Origin of the sequence: Streptomyces ficellus, assembly GCF_009739905.1 — a bacterium.
Taxonomy (GTDB): Bacteria; Actinomycetota; Actinomycetes; order Streptomycetales; family Streptomycetaceae; genus Streptomyces; species Streptomyces ficellus_A.
Window position 1 is genome coordinate 633,753 of record NZ_CP034279.1, and the last position, 17,361, is coordinate 651,113.

Here is a 17,361-nt window from a genome sequence, read left to right on the forward strand (position 1 = left end):
CGGTGATGGTTCAGCCGCTGCCGGGTTCAGTCGGCGCTGTGGCCGCCCGGGTCCTCCGCGAGGGCCGCGTCCAGCATGCGACGCACGACCGACGTGAGCTCGGGCAGTTCGGGTACGGGTCGCACCGAGGCCGAGGCGCCGACCAGCCACTCGTAGAGGAGCCCTTCGGTCCAGGCGACCAGGAGGCCCGCCGCGTACTCGGGGCGGGTGGCGCCGAGGGCGGTGAGGATGGCGGCGGCGCGCTCGCGGGGCCCCGCCCCGGCCTGGTGCAGGCTGGGACGCAGCTGCGGTTGACGGGCGGCCTCGAGGGTGAGCTCGATCCGGGCCAGCGTGCGGTCACGGCCGGCCGTCAGCCAGTGGTGCAGGACCTGCGCGAGGACGGCTGCCGCACGGTCCCGGTCCATGGCCCGTCGGACGCGGCCTACACCCTCCCGGTCCACGGCGTCCCGGTCCACGGTGTCCCGGTCCACGGCGTCCTCCGGCGGCGGCCACGCGTCCAGGTCCACGTCCGCCAGGTCGCGCTCGGCGAGCCGTTGGTAACAGGCCTCGATCAGAGCCGTCCTGGTGCGGAAGTAGTAGGACGTGCTGCCGGCGGGCAGCCCGGCGGCGGCGTCGACCGCCCGGTGCGTCAGCCCGCGCAGCCCGGCCTCGGCGACGGTGGCGATGGCTGCGTCTGCGATCAGGGTTCTGCGGTCTTGGGTGGACACACATCGACTCTACACCTGTAGAGTCGACGACCGAAGGGACTCTACAGGTGTAGAGCATCATGGGAGAGGAGACGTCCATGGAGCGGCAACGGGCCATCGTGGTGGGGGCGGGTGTCGGAGGACTGACCGCCGCCCTGGGGCTGCGGCGGGGCGGGTGGGACGTCACCGTCCTCGAGCGGGCGGCCGGCCCGTCCGCACCGGGCGCCGGCATCGTCCTCGCCCCGAACGCGCTCCGGGCGTTCCGCGCCCTCGCCTTCGACGTCGCGTCGGCCACGGGCAGCGCCGTGCCCGCCGCGATGGGCGTGCGACTGCCCGGTGGGGCGTGGCTGAACCGGGCCCGGACCGCCGCGCTCACCGAGCGCTACGGGACCCCGCCGCTCGCCGTACACCGTGCCGCGCTGACCGAGGGGCTGACCGCGGCGCTGCCCCCGGACACCGTGCGGTACGGCACCACGGTCCGGGGAGTGCACGAGGCCGGGTCCACCGTGCGCGTCCGGACGGATGCGGGAGACGTCCACGCCGATGTCGTGATCGCCGCGGACGGCATCCACAGCCGGCTGCGCGACCAGTGCTTCCCCGGCCATCCCGGACTCGCCTACAGCGGCGAGACGGCATGGCGCACGGTGATCTCCGCCGACAGGCTGCCCGGTCTCGTCACTTCGGAGACCTGGGGGCGCGGCGAGCGGTTCGGCATCGTTCCGCTCGCCGACGGGCGGGTGTACGTCTTCGCGACGGCCGCGCAGCCGCCGCGAATCAGGCCGGCGGACCCGTTGGGAGAGCTGCGACGGAGGTTCGGCCCATGGCATCACCCCGTCCCGGACCTGCTGGCACGTATCGACCCCGGTGCGCTGCTCCAGCACGACCTGTTCGACCTGGCCGCGCCACTCCCCCGGCTCCACCACGGCCGCACCGTCTGGATCGGCGACGCCGCCCACGCCATGACGCCCAACCTGGGGCAAGGCGGGTGCCAGGCGATCGAGGACGCGGTCGTGCTCAGCCACCTCCTCGCGGCAGCGGAGCCCGAGAGCGTACCGCAGGCCCTGGCCGCGTACTCGGCCGCCCGCCTGGAACGCACCGACGCGATACGGATCAGGTCGCGCAAGGCCGGCCGGATGGCGGGGCTCCGCAACCCCGTTCTGGCCGGCGCTCGGAACCTCGCCGTCCGGGCCGTGCCGGCACGACTGGCTCTCCGCGCCCTGGACGGCCTGTACGAGGGGTTCACCCTCCCCGCACACGCCGCCCCCGTCCGGCCGTGACCAGGCGTCCGTGGCTACAGCGGGTTACTGAGGGCCACGGACGCGGTGTCCCGGCCGAGCGTCAGCTTGCTCTGCGGCAGGTTGCTCGCATAGCAGCTGTACTGCGCGATGCACAGGTTCACCGACCGGGCCATATGGGAGTAGTAGGGCGAGCCCGCGCCCGTGGTGTTGAGACCGATGAACCCGCCCACCGGGGCGAAGGTGGTGTCGGTCACCAGGCCCTGCGGGTAAGCGACGGACGACTTCGCGGAGAAGTAGTCACTGCGGCTGTACGGGGATGCGGTGATCACGCGGGTGGCCTCCACGCCCGAGACCTGGTTGGCGGTGCACCACGAGAAGGTGTGGTGCCATGTGTAGAGCGTCGTACCGAGGTAACTGGTCGCGGTGAGCGGCAGGTTGACGTTGGTGCACACCTGCTGGAACGCGGCCTGCCCGGCCCGGCCCGCCACCGCCGGCCCTGCGCCGGCGGCCTTGGTACGCGAAGGGGGCTTGGCCTTCGAGTAGACGGCCGCACCGATCTTCACCGAGACGGGCACGGTGCGCGCCAGGACCGGGTCGCCCTTGATGACGTCGAGGTCGGCGGTCCGCAGTGTGCCGTTCATGGCGTGCTGGACGGCCTGTTGGGTGGCGTGCTGGGTGGCCTGCTGGGTGGCGGTCCTGGCGGTGCCGGCCGTTTCGTCACCGGGCCTGGCGCTCGCAGAGGCGGCTCCCTGCGTCGCCAGCACGGTCAGCGCGGCCATCGCCGCCACTCCCGCGAACGCGTTGCGATTCCTCATCCGTTCCCCCAAGGGTTCTGCCACTGGTGTGATTGCTTCCGACGGGAAGGAGACTCACACGCGCGCGGACGTCGCAGCAGAGCAAGCAGTACTCATCATCGGCGGCGTAACGGCGGGAACGGCGTGACGATGCGTCAGGGACGCCGGGAACCCAGGGCGGCGCTCATCATGCGTGCGGTCTCCGTCATGTAGGACTCCGACGCGGCGCGGGCGGCGGACGCGTCGTGGACGCACACGGCCTCCGCGAGGGGGCTCAGCCGCGCGGCGGCCGACGCGGCGTCCCGGAAGGGGTCGGCGAGAAGGGCGCGTACCGGCAGGTAGGCGTTGAGCAGTGAGTTCGTCAGCAGGGTGTAGACGCGGTTGTGGGAGGCCACGGCCAGGACACGGTGGAACTCGGCGTCCGCGAGCTGGGCCTCGTCCACGGAGCGCGCGGCTCCGACGATCTCCACCTGCCGGCGCAGGGCCTCGTGGTCCTTCGCGGAGGACACCGTGGCGGCCCGCTCCGCGATCAGCGCGCCCACGCTCTGCCGGGCCTCGAAGACCTCGTCCATCCACCCCGGGTACGCGGCGACCATGGCGGGGAGCAGGTCCGCACTGCCCAGACGGAGGAAGTCGCGTACCCGGGTACCCACGCCGTGGCGGGTCTCGACGAGACCCGCCTGGACGAGCCTGACGAACGCGTGCTTGAGCGTGTTCCTGTTCACGCCGTAGCGGGCGGCGAGTTCCCGTTCCGCGGGCAGCAGGGTGCCCACGGCGTAGCGGCCCTCCAGGATGTCGTCCCGCAGACGACGCTCCAGCTGATCGACCGCGGTATCCCGGGAGATCGGTTCCACTGACACCGCTGTCCTCTTTCTCGCGTTCCTGGTGTTTCTCGCGTTCCTGGTGTTTCTCGTGTTCCTGGTGTTTCTCGCGTTACTTGTGTTACTCGTGTCCGCACCACCGCGGCCGCGATTTTCGCAGTGGTCGGGTGACCGCACAAGTAAACCCCTGGTGCCCCTGCTACCCCCGCTGCCCCCGCCACCCCCCCTTACGGGCCCAGCCACCGCCCGGTCACGGCGTGGGCGGCCGCCATGATGCTGAGCTGGGGGTTCTGCGGGCAGCTGGGGAGGACGGATCCGTCGGCGATCAGGACCCCGCGTACCCCGCGAAGACGACCCGCTCCGTCGGCGGGGAAGCGGGTCGGGTCCGCGCCCGCCGCGACGGTGCCGGTGGGGTGGAAGGCCGACAGGTGGAGCCCTCGTACGCTCTCCCCCGCCAGGGCCTTGTCGAGGGCTGCGAGGTCACGCACCCGCGGTGTGGCCGCGATCCCTGTCAGGACCTCCTCGGCGCCTGCGGCGAACAGCAGTCGGCCCATGGCCCGGACGGCGGTCATCAGCCGTCCCGCGTCCCGGGGGTGCACGTCGTAGCGGATCAGGGTGCGGTCACGGCCCAGGATCCGCCCGGAGGGCCGGTCGGCGATCATCGCGCCGAGCGTGGCGAGGCGTCCCGCGTCCTCCAGTTCGCCCCTCAGTTCCCTCCCCAGGCCCGGGAGGACGAAGCTGCTCATGCCGGGCGGGGTGGCGGTGGCCTCGATCAGGACACCGTCGTGGTGGAGTTCCTCGACCCCGACGCTCTGCAGGACGCCTTCCCATGCGGTCACCTGGTGCGGAAACCTTCCGGCGACGCTGGTCGCCGGGTGGACGCTGAGGTTGCCGCCGACCCCCGGGTGGGAGCCCAGCCCGGAACGCCGCAGCAGCGGCGGGGACTGGAGGGTTCCGGCCGCCACCACCACGAGAGGGCTGAGGATCTCCAGTTCGCTGCCGTCGGACCGGCGCACTACCACACCGGCTGCGGCGGGACCGCCGGGACGGTCACGGTCCACCAGGATCCGCCGTACGCGAGCGCCGCTGACGATCCGGGCGCCCGCCGCACACGCGTCGGGAAGCACCGAGAGCTGCACGCTCTGCTTGGCACCGGTCGGGCAGCCCACGACACACTGGCAGGAGCCCCTGCACCCCGGCGCGTTGCGGCGCAGCGGGCCCGCCTTCCAGCCGAGTTCCCGTGCCCCGGCCAGTGCGAGCAGCCCGTTGTTGCCCAGTACGCCCAGGGGCTGGGTCGCGACGCGGAGGGTGCGTTCCGCCTCGTCGAGGTGCTCGGTGAAGCCCTCCGCGAGGGAGCACTCGTACCGCTCCCGCCATCGTTGTACGACGTGGTCGGGCGTGCGGTAGCAGGTGCCGGAGTTGACGACCGTGGTGCCTCCGACGGCACGGCCGGTGGGCAGGAGTAGGGGCGGTCGGCCGAGCGCGGCGGTGGCTCCGCCGTCACGGTAGAGGGCGCCGAACCGTTCCAGGGGTGCTCGTCCCGCGAACGAGGCGGTGGTGTGGTGCTCGCCTTCCTCCAGGACGATCGTACGCAGCCCGGCGCGGGCCAGCGTGCGTGCCGCGACGGCACCGCCGGCGCCGGATCCGATGACGACCGCGTCGGCCGTCGTCCGGGTGGGCCACTCGGTGGCCGGGGGGCAGTCGAGGGGCGGATCGTCGGCCAGGGCGAGCGGTGCGGGCGGTGCGGGCGGCGCCGAGGGCGCCGGCATCCGCTCGGTGCCCGCGGCCAGCAGGACGGGGACCTTGAGGAGGTCGAGCAGTGCGGCGGCGGCCGGACCGGCGGCCAGTGCCCGCATCACCTCTTCCCGGTCGTCGGGGCCGAGCGCGCCGAGCCGGCGTCCGGTACGGGCGAGCGCGTACGCCTCGACGGCGGCCACGCCGGCTCGTACACCTGCGCGTGCGGGTGCCGGCATCGTCGCCAGCACACTGTCCAGCCGGTGCGGCACCCTTTCCGCCCAGGCCGTGTCGCGCTCATCGGTGGCCAGCAGCGCGGCCACGAGTCCGGAGGCGGTCACCGGCCACCCACCTCCGCGTGCGCCGTTCCGTTCAGAACCCACCGTCGCTCCGGACGCCAGTGGCCCCACCAGCGCTCGACGGTGATCTCGGCGTCGGCCCGCTCGCTGTTGCGGCAGACGTTCGTGGTGCCGTCCGGGTCCCGGTACTCGAGGGTCAGGGTCCGGTCGGGGGGTTGCGCGACCCGTACGCGGATGCGTCGCATCCCGGCCCGTCCGCTCACCGTCCACTCCTCCGGTGTCCCGATGTCGGCGCGGAACCGGCCGGGACCGGCCCAGCCGAACGCCGCCCGCTCGGCACGGCCGGGCCAGGTGCTGGAGCCCTGGCGCAGGCGCAGGAACACCAGGGGCGGCAGCGAGCGGAGGACGGGGCGGGTGGAGACGGCGGCCACGATCTCCAGCACCCCGCCGTCTTCGACTTCGGCGTGCAGCCAGGCCCAGCGGCGGGCGTTGCCACGACCGTAGATCCGGGCGGTCGCGCCGGGCGCGCCGCTGAGTTCGATGGTGCCGCCGGGATGGGTGACGGTGCCGTGGTACGTGGAGCGCGCGGCGGGCAGCATCTGTGCCGCGGGAAGCAGTTGTCGCCGCCACGACCAGCGCGGGAAGGTGTACAGCGGCCGGTCCGCGGCGTGTTCGGCGAGGTCCCAAGTGAAGTCCCCGGCGCTGCCGGTCAGACGGCCGGGACGGGCGAAGACGTGACGGGTGGTGAAACCGTCCGATGCGCCCTGCCACGGCTCCGGGCCGAACCGGGCGTGTACAACGGGACCTTCGGGCGGGAAGGCCGCGATCCAGCCGTGGGCGTAGGCCGGGGAGCCGTCGGCGGGTGAGACCAGCTCGTGGTGGAGCCACAGCCCGGTGCCGGTCACCGGGTCGCCGACGGTCGTGTACCAGACCTCGGTACGACCCGGCTCCCCCGCCCAGCGGGGAGCGTGGTGGCTTGCGGCGGTTTCGGCCGTACCGGTGGTTTCGGCCGTACCGGTGGTTTCGACCGTACCGGTGGTTTCTGCCGTACCAGTGGTTCCGGCGGCCCCGGCAGTCCCGGTGGTCCCGGCGGTCCCGGCGGTGCTCGGGAAGCGGAAGCTCCGGAGGAACGGGACCAGGCCGGTGGCGACCGGGAAGCGGAGGGTTCCGGTACCGGCCCGTGAGCCGTCGTCCTCGTAGAGCGTGAAGGGCATGACGGTCATGGAGCGCAGCGGTCGCAGCACGGTGACTGACTTCCAGCCGTCCAGGGCGAGTTGGCGACCCCCCATGGTGAACCCGAGCCGGTAGCGGATGCGGCGGCGGGCAATCGGTGAGATCTCCAGCTCACCCCGGGCGACCCGGTCGTCCGCCCACCCGTGGATCCTCACGCGCCCGGTCAGGGCGGCCGTGGTGGTCCCGGTCGGTCGTATGAGGCTGTCGGCGGTCACGGCCAGATCCAGCCGCACCCGCCGGTCACGACTCTCCCCCTCCAGACGGACGGCGCCGAGCAGCGTCTCGGCGAAGACGGTGCCGCGTCGCTTCATGCGAGGACCTCCGGCATGTGCGGTGCGGTACGGCCGAGGCGGGCGCCGACGGCCGCCGCGGCCGGGGTCGCCCGCAGGGCCGGAGTTCTTTCGAGGATGTCGACGGGGGTCTCACGGGGCATTGTCTGCACGGGCCCTCCGGAGGAAGATGACGTGAAGAGTGGGTGAGTGGCTGAGCCACTGGACCACTAGGGGCAGGGTCACGTCAATAGCCCTACGCAGCCTGGCCTCCGCATCGTGGCCTCACCGGGCGCGCGCCGGCGCACTGAGGGCCTGCCGTGCCGCCCTGAGCCGAAGGCCCTCTTACGGGGGTGCACCGCGGCGCCAGGACGCCCCTCGACGCGCCCCGACCCAGCGTCGACGCCCCGTGCGAGGACCTGGCACGGGGCGTCGGTGGCTGCCGAAATGGGCCGGAAGAGCCGGAACGCGGCTAGGGCGTGTTTCGAAAGTCCCGTCTGGCCGGGAACGCCTGGCACGCACCCTCGCGGCGTTGTCGGCCGTCGGCGCAGCCCGCTGCGCTCTCCGACCTCCGCCTTGCGATCGCACGCACCAGACGCCCCCGGCCCCGCCCTCCGGGCGGACGACGCTACTTTCGAAACACGCCCTAGCAGTTCTCCCTGATCACGTCCTCCAGCGTGGAAAGAGACGCACGCTCCTCCTCGATCTTCTTCTCCAGCGCGTCCCGCGCCTGCACGAGCGCGAGGATCTCCAGCTCGACCTCAGGATCGGGCTGCGCCTCCAGCTCGGCGATCCTGCGCGAGAGCTCCTCCGCGTGCGCCTCGAAGGCGCGGATGCTCGCCTTGAGTTCCTGCGCGATGCGCTTCATCATCTGGCACCCGGACTCGCTGGCAGCCGGTTCGTTCACCGCAGCACCCCTTCGTCATGGCGCCCCGTTTCCTCAGCGCCGCACGGCCAGTATCGAAGCGCCCCGGTGGCCGTACCCGGCGGAGTAGCCCGTTCGCATCACGCGCGTAGGGGCGGACGTCATGAAGCACCGGAGCCAGAAGCTCCTCTGCTTCACCGACCCCAACGGCTACGTCACCGCCATCACCCAGAAGCAGACCCACGCCCACCTCTACCGGCCCGATCTACCCCGCGCACGCGCGTAGGGGCACCGACGACCTTGTCGGTGCCCCTGGATGCGTACGTACGTGGCGTGCGTACGCCGATCGAGCCTGTCCCGCACTACGCGGCGGCGTCAGAACGGCATGCGGCGACGCGCGCGTCGGCCGGCGGAACCACTGCGGCCCACGGCGCGGGAGCTGGAGTGGAACGGCTTGCTGAACAGCCGGCCGAGCGGGCCCGGGGCCTTGCCACCGGCGCGCGCTCCGGCGCCGAGCGAACGCTGGGCACCGTGCTGCGGATGGTGGGAAAGCCGGGGAACGAGGAAAGCCAGGACGGCCAGAACGACACACACTCCAATGACGGCGGCGATGATCATTACGCGCTCCTCACGGTCGGGGTATGTGCCGCTTGCCCGCCCTGTCCTCGCGTATGCATCCGCCCACGACAAGGCAGGGGCCGCGGGCATACCCCGGAGCGCGACCCACCGAATCGCCACCGCCACCGCTACCGCTACCGCCCCTCGCGACACAGGCGCCTGGGACGATACGGCCGAGAGCTGTGCCCCTTACGCCCCGGCGGTCGCGGCCCGCCCCGCCGTTTCAGCCCGTGAGGTGCACGCGGGCCGCGGCGATCGGGCGGTCGGCGACCTTGCGGGGAGTGGAGGAGTTCACGCTCCAGCGGTAGCCGGCGAAGAGCTTGGTGACGGGATCCCCGTAGAACACGATGTGGCCGTAGCCGGCGCCGTTGTGTTCCGTCCAGCCCGAGGCGCCGTCGGAGGCCTCCTCGATACGGGTGTCGGGGAAGGCCCGGTAGGTCGCCTCGGCGCTCGCGGAGGCGGCCGGGCTGCCGTGCGGGTCGCTCGTACAGTCGATGATCTCGAAGACGTACGGTACGACCCCCTCACCGACCTGGCCATCCACCGCTGACGCCCACGTCCCCTTCCGCTGACGGATCATGACGATGTGTCCGGTGTAGGGCTTGGTCGTCGCGTCGGCGTCGTAGTCGAAGGCGACCAGGTCTCCGGGCCGGAGATTGACCGGCTTGGTGACACCGGTGAAGTGCGGGATGAGCGGCGCGTTGGCGAAGCCTTCGCGGAACTTCTCCGCCGTCGGGTAGAACTTGCCGGGCTCGGTCTTGAAGTGCTCGCTGAAGTAGTCCCTCGTGGCCCATCCGTACGCCGTGCCGGTGCCGTAGGCGCGCTGAAGGACCAGGGTCAGGAACGAGGAGCACTGGGCGAGCGCGGAGAACTGCTCCGGGTGACCGGGCGCGCCCCAGGTGACGGCGCTGTTCTCGTCCGGGAACTGCCCCGCCGTCTTGTAGCGGTTGGCACCCTCGCTCCAGGGCCGCATCCGCAGGTAGTCGATCAGGGTCTCCGCTTCGATCTGGTGCGGCAGTTTCAGCTGGTACGGGTCCGGCGCCGGAGCACCGGCCGCCGACGCGGCCCCCGCCGCCGAACCGGCCACCAGAGCGGCACCGGCGCCGGCGGCACCGCCCAGCATTCTCCGGCGGCTGAGAAAGTGACGAGTCATGGGCGTTTCCCCCGAAAGCAGATGATCGTGCGGTCTTCCGGTGATCCTAGTGCTGTGACCGCACAGGCTCGCCACCCCGCGCAGACCCGGTCCCTGCACCGCTACCTACGCCGGCGCAACGCCATCGCCCGCCATCCCGGTGGCCCGGAAACGATCACTGGGCAGCTCAGCCATCGGCCGCGCGTGGCGGGCCGGGAAGCGGTGGGACAGGGTTGGCCGATGTCAAGGACGTGGTAGGGGCTATACCTGTCCACGTGCCCGGTGCCGCTTCGCGTACGACCAGGTCACCGCGGTCATCAGGGCAGGGATGGCGAACAGCGGGGCGAAAGCGAACCCCCAGACGGTCTGTGCCGTACCGCTCGACATGTACGTCTGGCTCTCGACGGTGAAAGCGACCACGAGTTGCCACAGTGCCACCAGAACCAGGACGCCCGAGGCGGTCCAGGCCAGCGCGCCGAGGGCCCTGGGACGCAGCGGCCTCCACCGGTCGCTGACGAGAAGCAGCGGAAACAGAGCGGCCGCTCAGTGAGGACGGAGAGGCCGACCACATATGCGACGCCCCAGCCCGGGATGTCGAAAACATCGCGCAGCACTTGGTCGCTGTAGCCCACATAGACACCGGATGCCATGGCGACGCGCCACAGGCCGGACGGGACGGCGCACAGCGCGATGGCGTGGGCGGCGCGGCGAGCCCAGACAGGCGCAGGTGCGGAGGTAGGGCGAGGGGCGGTCGCTGTCGTCATGACGTACATGCTGGCCCTGGACATGGCGGCCACGCTTCGTCCGCTACGGCGGACCGTATCCGCCCTGCGGATGAGGGAGCACCCGATGCAGGAGGACCCGAGGAGGAGGACTCATTCACCGCTACCAGCGCGACGACGCGGCGCCGACTCCGGGGCGTGCGGGCAGGGGCTGGCGGAGGGGGCGTCGTCGGCGTCATGAACCCGTCCCAACAGGCTGCTCGCGCCGGGTGGCACCGCTCGGGTACTCAGAGGGCGGTGAGTACCGAGCAGCCGGCCACCGGACCGGCCGACCGGCGACACTGGGTGGCACCGAGCCTGGCAACAAGCACTCGCGGCCATGCTCAGCTGTCTGACGTGGCCCGCGCCCTGCCGGGGTTGCGCATGAAGGTCTCCAGCCGTGCGGCGAAACCCGGCGCTGCGGCGACGAAGTGGCCCGCACCGGGGTGCACGCTGCGCTCGCCCCGGAGGGCAGTGGCGAGAGCGTCGCAGATCCGCTCCATCGCGGCCGCGTGGCCTCCGGATGCGACCAGTACGGGGACGCCGGCGGCACGGATCGAGTCGAGCCGTGGTCGCGCCTCGCTGGGCAGCCGACCGCCGTGCGCACGCCGGACACCGGCTGCCACGTCCTCGGGGAGTGGCCCGCCCCCGACCGGCGCACCGGCGAGACGGAGGAACTTCCGCAGCTCGACCGGGTCCGTGTCCATACCGTGGGTGAGGACCGCGTCGCCGGTGCGCTCGAGCCACGCCACTTCGGGGTCGTCGGGGACAAGGTGGGTGAGCGGCGGCTCAATCAGGGTGAGCGAGCGCACGCTGCCACTCGGAGCGGCAGCGGCCGCGATCAACGCCCCGAGGACGCCGTACGAGTGGGCTACGACGTGCGGACGACCGACGAGCAGCGGTGCCAGGTCCAGGGCGTCCACCTCGAAGTCCTGCCCGTGGCGCGGTGGCGAGCTCGGCGGATAGCCACGCCGGTGGACATACGCGAGCGTCCACCGATCGGCCAGCGGAGCCAGAGCGCCCCACGTCGTCCGCGGTCCGGCCCCGCCATGTACCAGCAGGACTTCAGGCCCTCGACCATCGCGTACCACCACGATCTCGCCCACGAGGCGAGCATAGCCACGGGCGCCGCAGGGCGGGACCGCCGCCCCGGCCCTCCTTCTGCGACCCGCTGCCCGGCACGGGGATCCCACCAGGAGGCCGGGTCATGGACACACGCGATGCCGTCGGTCATGCCCGTCAGCCATCGGCCCCACCGGGACCCGGCCCATACATTGTTGGTCGACCCTGACGTCTCCTGCGGGCCGCGTGTGGCGAACAACTCGTTGCTCTGGCCGACGTCTCCCGTGATACCTTCGGCGCCGCCGTGCATCGCTGACGACTCAGGGAGGTGAGACCGATCAACACCGTGACAGATCGGGCCTCCCTCCCCGCATGGCCTGGGGAGTGCCCGTAAGGCACCCCGAAAGGCTTGAAACGCTATGCACTTCATCTCCGAGACGTCCTCCGACGGCGTCTGCGAACAGCTCTTTGTCCTCAACGAGATTCCCGGCGTTCTGTGGACACCGGAAGGCGCTGCCGGAACTCGTCCCCTCATCCTCCTGGGACACGGCGGTGGTCAGCACAAGAAGGCGCCCGACATCTTGGGCCTTGCCCGCCGCTTCGTGACCGAGTGCGCCTTTGCCGTGGTGGCGGTCGATGTGCCGAACCATGGTGACCGGCCCGTGGACGAGAAGTACAACCGCATCGCGGTCGAGAACCAGGCCCGCATCGAGGCCGGTGAAGAGCCGGCACCCCTCATCGCCGCTTTCCAGGCCCTGGTGGCCCAACAGACCGTTCCGGAATGGCGGACGGTTCTGGATGCGGTCCAGCAACTCGATCACGTCGGTGCCGGCCCGGTGGGCTACTGGGGAGTCTCGCTGGGATGCGGACTCGGGGTTCCCTTCGTCGCCGCCGAACCCCGGGTCCGAGCGGCCGTGTTGGGCCTGGGCGGCAGCCTGGCCTCGGGCGCGGACGCCGCGCGGATCACGGTCCCGGTGGAGTTCCTGGTGCAGTGGGACGACGAGCGCGTGCCGCGAGACCAGAGCCTGGCACTGTTCGACGCCTTCGCCTCGGCCGACAAGACGCTTCACGCGAACCCCGGCAAACACGGGGACATGCCGGGATTCGAGCTGGACAGCTCGGTGACGTTCTTCTCCCGGCACCTCGCCTGACAGCTGCCGCCCGCAGCGGCCGACGCGCCGATCGGATTCAGGTCCGATCGGCGCGTCCGGCGACCCCGCTCGGGCCGGAACGCAGTCTCCCGCCGGCCGGGTGATGGCCGCTGACGTCGATTCCACCGTTCGCCGCGCGCCTCCGCAGTGCGACCTCGTGCCGCTGACCGAAACGGCTCCTCACTCTCCCCTGCCGGCCGGATGGAGCTGGAAGTCGACGACGACACAGCCAACCTGTCCGTCATCCGTGCGGCCGATCCAGACGGGGTAGGTCCCGTCGCCCTGGCCGGCACGGAAGGCGATGAGGTTCGGCTCGTGCTCCGTGCTGGGCAGTTCGACGGTGAAACGGCCGTCGAGGGGTGTGAACAGGTCCTCGTCCAGCTGGTCTTCGATCACCGTCCGCCGAGTCACGTCCACGAATGCCGCTGTGCCGGTATCCACGCCAACCCCGTAGAACTGGCCCTCGCCGAGCAGCCCCAGATCTCCGGTACGGGGCAGAGGAAGTCCTCGACGGGCGCCGCGAACCGCCGCACGGGGTCGCTCGACGGACCGGACGTTCGATCGTGCGGTCGCTCCTCTGTCGACGCTTCCCTCGGCCCGGCGAACTCGGTCGTCACCTCGACCTGGCCGTCGGCCGAAACGGTCGTCGTCTCCTGGACGTGCCACTTCCCGGACGCGTATCCCTGCTCGTTCGAGAACTGCCATCGCGTGTCCCAGCGAACCAGCAACGCCCCCGTGTGGTGCGGTGTCAGGTCGATCATCTGCATGCGCCAGGACCGGTCGTCGAACAGATAGGTGCCCCAAATGTCGCGCGGCCAGCGCTCGACCAGTGCCAGCGGTCGCTCCCGCGCGGACAGCAGAACCGAGTAATCCGTCCCGGCAGCATGTCTGCGTGCCGCGAGCGCCCGCGACATCGGGTCCGGACGGGTCATTCCCTGACTCCCCCCGTGGCACCAGCCGCCACTCCAAGCCGTGGCGTTCGACGGGCGTCGATCAGAGCCGGTACGCCTCACCCTCGGTGTCGGTGTCGGTGTCGGTGTCGGTGTCGGTGTCGGTGTCGCGTGAGACCTACCTACCCCGGCCGACAGGCACTACCCCGAGGCCAGGACGACGACCGGGAGCTGGTACGCGCCTGACGTAACGCCTCCGGCACCACCGTCCGGCGAGGGCCCCGCGGGGGCGTCGCGGCGGGCTCAGCCGCCCTGGAGCCGCAGCCGGAAAGCGGGGCAGACGTCCGGGTCGTCCTCCGCGTACAGATAGGTGCGTCCGTCACCTTCGGCGATCGACAAGGAGTCGAGGGTGTCCCCGTCCAGGAAACGCTCCGGTGCGCTGAAGGAGAGGGACAGGTGCGCGTACTCGGTGGCCGAGGTGCCGCCCTGCACCACGGACCAGGTGCCGGACCCGTCGAAGGCCGCGCCGAGTTCGCTCCGGTACCAGTCACCGGCCGGCCAGTCGTGCACGGTGACCGTGCCGCTGCCCGGCTCGCTCTCCGACGCCTCCAGGGTGAGCGTCACGCCCTCAGCGTCGCCCTCGCCCCGGTAGGTGCCGGCGAGCTCCCCGGACGTCGCACCGACCGCCTGCTTCCCCATGCAGCCCTCCACAGCGGTGGACGCGGACGAACAGGCCGGCAGGCAGGACAGCAGAGCCAGCACGACGGCGGTCACCGTGAGACGCGCTCGGGACATCGGCCTACTTCTCCTTCGCAGAACGCGCTCGGTCCAGACGATGTTCTGGTCCACGGACGAGAAGGCACCCTCCTCGCGGTTGACCTTCGCTCATGTGTGATCCCCCGGTCGGTGTCGCCCCTCAGGTAAACACGGCGAGGCCCGGGTGATCACATCGGGACGGAGACCTGACAGCGCTGGACGAGACATGTCGTGCGGACGCTTCTGGCGCGGTGGCGGCCGGGACGAACACCTTCGGCACCGTCCGCCTCGACTACCGGTGCCGAACCGACGTGATCCGGTCACCTTGGATGGACGTTCGATGAACCGGACGCGGCCGACAGCAGGTCAGGAGGCCGTGCACGCCGACCACTTCGCCGTGTCACGCTCCGTCAAAGGGTGGTCGCGCCATGCACCCACCCCTTCTGAACTGCCAGAACGACCATTCGGTCGCGAGCAATCGAACAGGTTGTCTGTAAATCGGTCATCGATGTGCGACCCACCTTCGCATTCACCAGAATCAGCGGCGTCTGCACAACGAAGCGCAGACAGCTACGACATTCAACCTTTGAATCGAAAGAGAGTCCCGTCGTGCGTCGCCACATCGCCGCTGTCTCCGCCACCGCCCTCCTGAGCCTGGCCTGCGCCACCGGCGTCGCGGAAGCCCAGCCCTCAAGCCTCTACGCCCCGTCCGCGCTGGTCCTGACCGTCGCTCAGGGCGAAGACGCCGCCACGGTCGTACGGGCATCCACCCTCAGCTGTGCGCCGACCGCCCAGGGGACCCACCCCGACCCGCAGGCCGCCTGCGCGGCTCTCGCCACGACCGCAGGCACCTTCGACACCCTCCTGGCGTCGCCGGACTCGAACCGTGCCTGTCCGATGCACTACGCCCCCGTGACCGTCACCGCGGAAGGCGTCTGGCAGGGCAGCCGCGTCTCCTGGAAGCACACGTTCTCCAACGCGTGCACCATGTCCGTGACCTTCAACGGGAACCCCGTCTTCGCCTTCTGATCCCGCCGCCGACAGGTGCACGGCAGGGGCTTGCGCGGCCCCGCCGTGCCCCATGGGGCCCGGGGGCGACGCCCAGAACGTGACCGGCCGCCGTCACCGGGTTGCCGGACCATGGCTGACTCCATGCACAGGAAAAAAGTCAGCATCGGGGCTGGCAACGCCGCCTGCACACGAATGTCCGCCGGCTCCTCCGTCGGGGCGGATGGGGTCCGGTCGCTGGACCTGATCCTTGACCTCGGTTCGCTGCGGCGCGGACCCGGCGGACCCGTGGGCGGTCAGGGACGAGCATCCGCCGCGAACTCCTGGACCAAGCTCGGCGGAAACCCGAAGTGTTCTCCACCTCGTCTGAAGGCGCGCCAGGATTCCTCCGTGGCGGAGCGGTCCGGGAAGACCTCGACACTGAACCCCCGCGTCGCCTTCAGGGTCAGTGCGCCCGCCGGGTTCTGGAGAACACTCTCGATCTTGGGGCGGGCTCCGCCGAGAACGCGGCTGAGGAGCGCCGCCCGGCCGTCGCACGCGGTGGCGAAGTTGTCGAAGGCGTCAGCCTCCGCGTCGCCTCGTACGTACGTCATGTCCCGTGACCCGAGCAGTACCTGGTCCTCGTGGAGTACCCGGAAGGCGCACTGGATGTGCAGGGCGAGGTCCTCCCCCTGTTCGCCGGTGAGTTCTACTGCACCCATGTCCACGGCACGACCGACCGATCGGAGCACTGCCCCGGTCAGCAGCCGCCGAACGCCCGTCAACTCCGCGTCCGCACCCACTACCAACCCCTTGACCTCCATGACGATGACGCGATGGTAGTCGTACCCCCATGCCGGTGATCCGGTCGTGCAGGGCGCGGCGTTCGGCAAGGACGCCTGACGGTCGAGGGCGCGCTCGACGGAGGGCTCGACGGTTCGACGGCAGTGACGACCTCGTCGAAGGCGTTGCCGTACGGCGGTAACCCGCCTCGGGCACCTGCTCTGAGCTCGACAGGTGCTCCGGCTCTACGTCATCCCTTCAGCTTCCGCAGATCCGCCGCCAGCGAGGCGATCGCCGCAGGGTTCCGTGGGCTCTCCACCAGGTCCGCGTAGTCGAGGACGACGATGCGGTCGTGCTTGATCGCCGAGACGTTCGCGAGCGGTGGGTAGGACTTCAGGAACTGCCTCTTCTGCTCGGCGCTGACGTCCCCGTAGTCGTTGATCACGATGACCTCGGGGTCTCGCTCGACGACGGTTTCCCATCCGACGGTCGTCCAGCTGTCCTTGAGGTCCTTCATGACGTGGTCGCCGCCAGCCTTGGTGATGATGTCGTGCGGGCCCGCGTAGGCGCCCGACGTGAGAGGCCTGTCGCGGCCGGCGTCGTAGAGGAAGACCCTGGGGCGGTCCGCGCCCTTGAGGGCCTTCGCCTGCGCTTCAGCGACTTGCTTCTGGAACGTCGCGATCAGGGCTTCGGCTCGGTCCTCGACGTCGAAGAGCGTGCCCAGGTTACGCAGGTCGACGTACAGCGCCTCGAGTGGCGGCATCACGCCACGGGCCTTGGCACGGCCGTTGCGGCAGGACTCGGTGAGCAGGTACGAGCCGATTCCGACCTTCTCGAGTTCTGCCGGGGTGAAGCCTTCCCCCTCGTTGAAACCGTAGTTCCATCCCGCGAAGACCAGATCCGCGCGGGCGTCCAGAGCCAGCTCCTTGTTGATCTGCTTCTTCGACAGCCACGTGGTCTTCTGATAGGCGTCCTTCCACGGGACGGCGGCGAGATCACCCTTGTCGTCGGGCATCACATAGCCCGCCATGTGGTCCTCCAGACCGAGCGCGAACATGATCTCGGTGATGCCGACGTCATTGGTGACCACACGCTCGGGGGCGGCGTCGTAGGTCTTCTTCTCACCGCAGTTCTCGATGGTCACGGGATAGTGACCGCCCGCCTTGGGCCGTCCGTCTCCGCCATCGGGAGAGGTGACTTCGGCGCCGCAGCCGGTGACGGCCAGAGCCGCGGCAAGAACGAGAGCGGCGGGGCGTACGAGAGGGGGCATGCCGGGTGGCTC

General features: G+C 70.9%; 19 protein-coding genes. 4 read left to right on the plus strand and 15 right to left on the minus strand.

Annotation, left to right across the window (positions count from 1 at the left end; translation table 11 throughout):
- Window positions 1-26 precede the first annotated feature (26 nt).
- Complete coding sequence (locus tag EIZ62_RS02760; protein ID WP_156691121.1) at window positions 27-707, minus strand: TetR/AcrR family transcriptional regulator; 681 nt, start codon at window positions 705-707, stop codon at window positions 27-29.
- A 77-nt stretch (window positions 708-784) separates the two neighbouring features.
- Here EIZ62_RS02760 and EIZ62_RS02765 point away from each other — a divergent pair, with 77 nt between their 5' ends.
- Window positions 785-1,963 carry an FAD-dependent monooxygenase gene (locus EIZ62_RS02765; protein WP_156696165.1) on the plus strand — a complete coding sequence of 393 codons (1,179 nt, stop codon included), beginning with the start codon at window positions 785-787 and terminating at the stop codon, window positions 1,961-1,963.
- 14 nt (window positions 1,964-1,977) lie between these two features.
- Here the strand turns inward: EIZ62_RS02765 and EIZ62_RS02770 are convergent, their stop codons facing one another.
- The 5 genes from EIZ62_RS02770 to EIZ62_RS02790 form a co-directional block, all read right to left on the minus strand.
- Complete coding sequence (locus tag EIZ62_RS02770; protein WP_156691122.1) at window positions 1,978-2,739, minus strand: hypothetical protein; 762 nt, start codon at window positions 2,737-2,739, stop codon at window positions 1,978-1,980.
- Between the two features lie 134 nt (window positions 2,740-2,873).
- The gene (locus EIZ62_RS02775; protein WP_244375391.1) at window positions 2,874-3,578 is read right to left on the minus strand and encodes a FadR/GntR family transcriptional regulator; all 705 of its coding nucleotides are present in this window, start codon (window positions 3,576-3,578) and stop codon (window positions 2,874-2,876) included.
- 188 nt (window positions 3,579-3,766) lie between these two features.
- Window positions 3,767-5,614 (minus strand): GMC family oxidoreductase, encoded by a 1,848-nt coding sequence (locus EIZ62_RS02780; protein WP_156691123.1) that lies wholly within the window; start codon window positions 5,612-5,614, stop codon window positions 3,767-3,769.
- Window positions 5,611-7,116, minus strand: coding sequence for a hypothetical protein (locus EIZ62_RS02785; protein WP_156691124.1), 1,506 nt, complete (start codon window positions 7,114-7,116; stop codon window positions 5,611-5,613). The genes EIZ62_RS02780 and EIZ62_RS02785 overlap by 4 nt, the downstream gene beginning before the upstream one ends.
- A 604-nt stretch (window positions 7,117-7,720) precedes the next feature.
- Window positions 7,721-7,981 carry a hypothetical protein gene (locus EIZ62_RS02790; protein WP_156691125.1) on the minus strand — a complete coding sequence of 87 codons (261 nt, stop codon included), beginning with the start codon at window positions 7,979-7,981 and terminating at the stop codon, window positions 7,721-7,723.
- A 121-nt stretch (window positions 7,982-8,102) separates the two neighbouring features.
- Between EIZ62_RS02790 and EIZ62_RS32695 the strand changes: the two genes are divergently transcribed.
- Complete coding sequence (locus EIZ62_RS32695) at window positions 8,103-8,225, plus strand: hypothetical protein (protein WP_280117726.1); 123 nt, start codon at window positions 8,103-8,105, stop codon at window positions 8,223-8,225.
- Between the two features lie 89 nt (window positions 8,226-8,314).
- Here EIZ62_RS32695 and EIZ62_RS02795 read toward each other — a convergent pair whose 3' ends face one another.
- From EIZ62_RS02795 to EIZ62_RS02810, 4 genes are all read right to left on the minus strand, one after another.
- A complete protein-coding gene (locus tag EIZ62_RS02795; RefSeq protein ID WP_156691126.1) occupies window positions 8,315-8,557 on the minus strand; it encodes a DUF6411 family protein in 243 nt (80 codons plus the stop codon).
- A 223-nt stretch (window positions 8,558-8,780) separates the two neighbouring features.
- The gene (locus EIZ62_RS02800) at window positions 8,781-9,710 is read right to left on the minus strand and encodes a hypothetical protein (protein WP_156691127.1); all 930 of its coding nucleotides are present in this window, start codon (window positions 9,708-9,710) and stop codon (window positions 8,781-8,783) included.
- A 240-nt stretch (window positions 9,711-9,950) separates the two neighbouring features.
- Window positions 9,951-10,109 (minus strand): hypothetical protein, encoded by a 159-nt coding sequence (locus EIZ62_RS32275; protein WP_244375393.1) that lies wholly within the window; start codon window positions 10,107-10,109, stop codon window positions 9,951-9,953.
- A gap of 685 nt (window positions 10,110-10,794) precedes the next feature.
- Complete coding sequence (locus tag EIZ62_RS02810) at window positions 10,795-11,643, minus strand: alpha/beta fold hydrolase (protein WP_341873923.1); 849 nt, start codon at window positions 11,641-11,643, stop codon at window positions 10,795-10,797.
- A 288-nt stretch (window positions 11,644-11,931) separates the two neighbouring features.
- On the opposite strand from EIZ62_RS02810, the gene EIZ62_RS02815 reads away from it, so the two are divergent.
- The gene (locus EIZ62_RS02815; RefSeq protein ID WP_156691129.1) at window positions 11,932-12,663 is read left to right on the plus strand and encodes a dienelactone hydrolase family protein; all 732 of its coding nucleotides are present in this window, start codon (window positions 11,932-11,934) and stop codon (window positions 12,661-12,663) included.
- 180 nt (window positions 12,664-12,843) lie between these two features.
- Here EIZ62_RS02815 and EIZ62_RS32280 read toward each other — a convergent pair whose 3' ends face one another.
- The 3 genes from EIZ62_RS32280 to EIZ62_RS02825 form a co-directional block, all read right to left on the minus strand.
- Window positions 12,844-13,104, minus strand: a complete 261-nt coding sequence (locus tag EIZ62_RS32280) for a DUF4241 domain-containing protein (RefSeq protein WP_244375395.1) — start codon at window positions 13,102-13,104, stop codon at window positions 12,844-12,846.
- Window positions 13,071-13,595 carry a hypothetical protein gene (locus tag EIZ62_RS32285; RefSeq protein ID WP_244375397.1) on the minus strand — a complete coding sequence of 175 codons (525 nt, stop codon included), beginning with the start codon at window positions 13,593-13,595 and terminating at the stop codon, window positions 13,071-13,073. The genes EIZ62_RS32280 and EIZ62_RS32285 overlap by 34 nt, the downstream gene beginning before the upstream one ends.
- A gap of 261 nt (window positions 13,596-13,856) precedes the next feature.
- Window positions 13,857-14,348 carry a hypothetical protein gene (locus EIZ62_RS02825; protein ID WP_156691131.1) on the minus strand — a complete coding sequence of 164 codons (492 nt, stop codon included), beginning with the start codon at window positions 14,346-14,348 and terminating at the stop codon, window positions 13,857-13,859.
- A 570-nt stretch (window positions 14,349-14,918) separates the two neighbouring features.
- Here EIZ62_RS02825 and EIZ62_RS02830 point away from each other — a divergent pair.
- Window positions 14,919-15,338, plus strand: coding sequence for a subtilase-type protease inhibitor (locus EIZ62_RS02830; protein ID WP_156691132.1), 420 nt, complete (start codon window positions 14,919-14,921; stop codon window positions 15,336-15,338).
- Between the two features lie 275 nt (window positions 15,339-15,613).
- Here EIZ62_RS02830 and EIZ62_RS02835 read toward each other — a convergent pair whose 3' ends face one another.
- On the minus strand, window positions 15,614-16,120 hold the full coding sequence (locus EIZ62_RS02835; RefSeq protein WP_156691133.1) for a hypothetical protein: 507 nt from the start codon (window positions 16,118-16,120) through the stop codon (window positions 15,614-15,616).
- Between the two features lie 209 nt (window positions 16,121-16,329).
- Window positions 16,330-17,349 carry an ABC transporter substrate-binding protein gene (locus EIZ62_RS02840; RefSeq protein ID WP_156691134.1) on the minus strand — a complete coding sequence of 340 codons (1,020 nt, stop codon included), beginning with the start codon at window positions 17,347-17,349 and terminating at the stop codon, window positions 16,330-16,332.
- Between the last annotated feature and the right edge of the window lie 12 nt (window positions 17,350-17,361).